This window comes from Planktothrix sp. FACHB-1355 (genome assembly GCF_014748295.1).
Lineage (GTDB): Bacteria > Cyanobacteriota > Cyanobacteriia > Cyanobacteriales > Aerosakkonemataceae > Aerosakkonema > Aerosakkonema funiforme_A.
Genome location: NZ_JACJUP010000539.1, coordinates 1 through 4,442 on the forward strand (window position 1 = coordinate 1; position 4,442 = coordinate 4,442).

Consider the following 4,442-nt stretch of genomic DNA (forward strand, 5'->3'; position numbering starts at 1 on the left):
AGTAAATACTTACCTTTTGCAACGGAACTGCGCCAATTAGCCAAAGGCTTTCAGGTCAAACAAATTCGGGAATTTCTCAAAAAATATAGAGGAAGCAACAAATGAGCGTTCAAAAACTAGAGAAAGGGATTATTTTAATTGTAGATGACACGCCAACCAATTTAAGCGTGCTGTTCGATATGTTGACAGCTTCTGGATTCAAAGTGTTTGTGGCGGAGGATGGCGAAGATGCGATCGAACAGCTAGAATATTGCCCGCCCGATCTCATTTTGTTGGATGTGATTATGCCGGGAATAGATGGGTTTGAAACTTGCCGCCGCTTGAAAGCGAATGAGTCAACTAAAGAGATTCCCGTAATTTTTATGACGGCGCTTTCCGATACTGAGGATAAAGTTAAAGGTTTGAATCTGGGCGCTGTGGATTACATTACTAAGCCATTCCAGCATGAAGAGGTATTAGCCCGTGTCAGCATTCACTTGAACTTACGGAATTTGGCCAAGCAACTGCAAGAGCAAAATGTTGTTTTGCAACAGGAAATTCAACAGCGTACAGAAGCAGAACAAGCGCTTTTGAACCTGACATCGGAATTAGAAAGGCGAGTGGAGAAACGTACTGCTGAACTTGCACAATCCAATCAGTTGCTGAGCAAATTCAATCGACAGTTGAAACTAGAAATTGAAGAGCGTCGGCAAGCAGAGGCGGCATTGCAGCAATCGGAAGCTAAATTGCGAAACCAAGCCCAATTTCTCGAACAAGCTTTGCGGGAATTACAGCAAACTCAGACGCAACTTGTACAGAGTGAAAAACTGTCTTCTCTGGGGCAGTTGGTTGCTGGTGTAGCTCACGAAATTAACAATCCCGTCAACTTTATTTACGGTAATCTCACCCACGCGCATGAGTATACCCAAGGCTTGCTAAAGCTCTTGAATCTCTACCAGCAGAAATTTCCCGATCCTGGGTCTGAAATTATTGAGGAGCTGGAGGCGATCGACTTGGAATTTTTGGCTGAAGACTTGCCGAAATTGCTTTGTTCGATGCAGGTGGGAGCGGAGCGCATTCGCCAGATTGTGCTGTCGCTGCGGAATTTCTCCCGCTTAGATGAATCGGATATGAAGCAGGTGGATGTTCATGATGGCATAGAAAGTACGCTACTGATTTTGCACAATCGGCTGAAAGCTAGGTCAGACCGTCCGGCTATTCAAGTAATTAAAGAATACTGTCCGCTCCCTCTTGTGGAGTGTTATGCGGGTCAACTGAACCAGGTGTTTATGAATTTGGTGGCTAATGCTATTGATGCCATTGAAGAGTCATTTACCATTAATCATTTGTCGTTAATAAACGATAAAAGACCAACAATAAGAGAGCAAGGACAAATTCGGATTCAGACCGAAATCATAAATCGCGATTTTATTAGGGTGACAATTGCTGATAATGGCCCTGGGATGACGGATGAAGTCCGCTTAAAGATTTTTGACCCCTTCTTTACAACAAAGCCAATCGGTAAAGGTACTGGTATTGGGTTATCAATCAGCTACCAAATTGTGGTGGAGAAACACGGTGGACAACTGAAGTGTGTTTCGGTACCAGGACAGGGGACGGAGTTTGCGATCGAAATTCCCATTCGCCAGCCAAATCAGCAAAATCCCTTGCTTCAGCAAGCTTGAAGTTAGAATTGTGCTTTCTATGACCGCAGAGTTCAAATTAACGTCGATATGTTCAAATTAAAGCTATTTTTTGTGCGATCGCCTGTTTTTACAAGTTTTTACTCAAGTTCGTCATGTTTAAGTAGAATGATGGTTTTCTTGTCCAATACTTAAGTTTTTTTAAAAGGCAATAATATTTTTTATTTTTCTGTCATTCTAAATACTAGAGCAATTTTTTAGGTCACTGAGATTTTTAAATTCTGCTAATATAAAAATATATCAACTATCTGCGACCATAACAGAAATGAGCATTACTATACCAGGTTATAAACTCAGCAATATCATTCATGAAGGTGTCAATACAGTTATTTATCGGGCGATAAAAAAACCGGAAGAAACACCTGCGATCGTCAAATTGCTCAAATCTGAATATCCTACACTTGAAGAAATAACTCGCTTAAGACATGAGTATAAAATCCTGCAACCGCTGGAGATAGAAGGAATTGTCAAAGTTTACTCCTTGGAAAACTATGGCAACGGATTGGCAATGATATTGGAAGATTTTGGCGGAGAATCCCTAAAAAAAATCCTGACAACGCAAAAAGTACCATTGATAGAATTTTTTAACATCGCTATTCAGATCGTATCAACCATAGCCGATCTACACAAAAACAAAGTAATTCATAAAGATATTAAACCGCATAATATTCTAGTTAACCAGGAGAACGGACAAGTCAAACTTATAGATTTTAGCATTTCATCGCGCCTATCCAGACAAAATCAGACCGTCAGTAACCCAAGACAACTTGAAGGCACGCTCGCCTATATGTCACCAGAGCAAACTGGTAGGATGAACAGGTCGATCGACTATCGCAGCGACTTCTACTCTTTAGGCGTCACATTTTATGAAATGCTAACAGGTCAGCTGCCATTTAATACAGCAGACATTCTGGAACTCATTCACTGCCATATCGCGCAGATACCCGTAGCCCCCGATCGGGTAAATCCAGAAATTCCAAGGGTAGTTTCTGACATCGTGATGAAACTCTTGTCCAAAACTGCTGAAGAGAGATATCAAAATGCGCTGGGACTAAAAGCCGATTTAGAAAAATGTCTGACTCAGCTACAGACAAGCGGACAGATTAAAAACTTCATTCCCGCTCAACTAGATTTACACAGCCAATTCCTCATCCCGCAAAAACTTTACGGGCGCGATCGCGAAGTGCGAACCCTGCTAGACGCCTTTGAAAGAGTGAGTTGCGGTAGCACCGAAATCATGCTCGTTTCTGGTTATTCAGGCATTGGAAAAACGAGCGTTATCAATGAAATTCAGAAACCAATTGTGCAGCAACGGGGTTACTTTATCTCCGGCAAATTCGACCAGTTCAAACGCAATATTCCATATTATTCGTTGGTGCAAGCTTTCCAAGATTTGCTGAAGCAACTCTTAACTGAATCAGAGGAAATTTTGGCGAGTTGGAAAGAAAAACTCTTAACCGCCTTGGGAGATCGAGGTAGAGTCATTATTAATGTTATTCCCGAACTTGAGTTAATTATCGGGTCTCAGCCCAATGTTCCCGAAGTGGGGCTAAATGAATCCCAAAACCGTTTTAATCGGGTTTTTAAACAATTTGTTAACGTATTCGCCACCAAAGAACACCCGCTGGTTGTATTTTTGGATGACTTGCAATGGGCAGATTCTGCTTCTTTAAAGTTAATTAATTTGCTCGTAACTGATTCGGAGAGTGAATATTTGTTAATGATAGGAGCGTATCGAGATAACGAAGTCAGTTCGACGCATCCTTTAATGTTAACTTTAGAAGAAATAGAAAAAACGAGTGCGATCGTCAATCAGATTATTTTGGGGCCTTTGGATTTTAGCAACGTCAAGGAATTAGCGAGCGAAACTATTCGCGATCGAACAGAGCGTTCCCAGCCTCTTTGTGAGTTACTTTTCAATAAAACTCAAGGTAATCCTTTCTTCTTAACCCAGCTGCTACAAACCCTCTATGCCGAAAAGCTATTGACATTTGACTTCAGTGCTGATATGTGGCGGTGGGATATAGGGCATATTCAAGCGATCGGCATCACGGATTTAAATGTAGTCGAACTGATTGCTAGAAATATCCAAAAACTGTCACCAGAAGCGCAACAGGTTTTAAAATTAGCGGCTTGCATTGGCAACCGATTTAATTTAGACGTGCTGGCTGTCGTCAATGAAAAAAATCAGTCAGAAACGGCTACGGATTTGTGGGAAGCGCTTCAGGCAGGTTTAATTCTGCCTCTTTCTGAAGCTTATAAGATTCCGCTTGTATTTGACTTCTCCTCAGTAGCCAGCGGTTTTGAACAACTGGCAGATGACAAGCGATCGCTGACAATTTCCTACAAGTTTTTGCACGACCGGGTGCAGCAAGCAGCTTACTCTCTCATCCCAGAACCCGATAAAAAAGCTACCCACCTAAAAATCGGCGAACTGCTGCTAAAAAATACACCAGCAGACGAGATAGAAGAAAATATCTTCGATATTGTTAACCAACTGAATGTTGGGGTTGAATCCATTACTGACCGGGAGCAAAAAGATGAGCTAGCAAAATTAAATTCGATCGCCGGAAAGAAAGCAAAGGCTGCAACCGCTTATCAACCTGCTGTGGTTTATCTAAACGTAGGGCTGAGACTCCTCGCGCAAGATAGCTGGAAGAGTCAGTATGACCTGACGTTGGCTATTTATGTGGAAGCGACGCAAGCCGAGTACCTCAATCTCAACTTCGAGCGGGCGAAAAATCTTTCCGATATTGTTCT

General features: G+C 41.9%; 2 protein-coding genes. Both read left to right on the forward strand.

What is annotated here, in order from left to right:
* The first annotated feature begins 101 nt into the window (after positions 1-101).
* Positions 102-1,664 carry a response regulator gene (locus tag H6S82_RS20145; RefSeq protein ID WP_190464333.1) on the forward strand — a complete coding sequence of 521 codons (1,563 nt, stop codon included), beginning with the start codon at positions 102-104 and terminating at the stop codon, positions 1,662-1,664.
* Positions 1,665-1,947: 283 nt separating this feature from the next.
* On the forward strand, positions 1,948-4,442 hold a 2,495-nt coding region (locus H6S82_RS20150; protein WP_191056615.1), incomplete at its 3' end, for a serine/threonine-protein kinase PknK.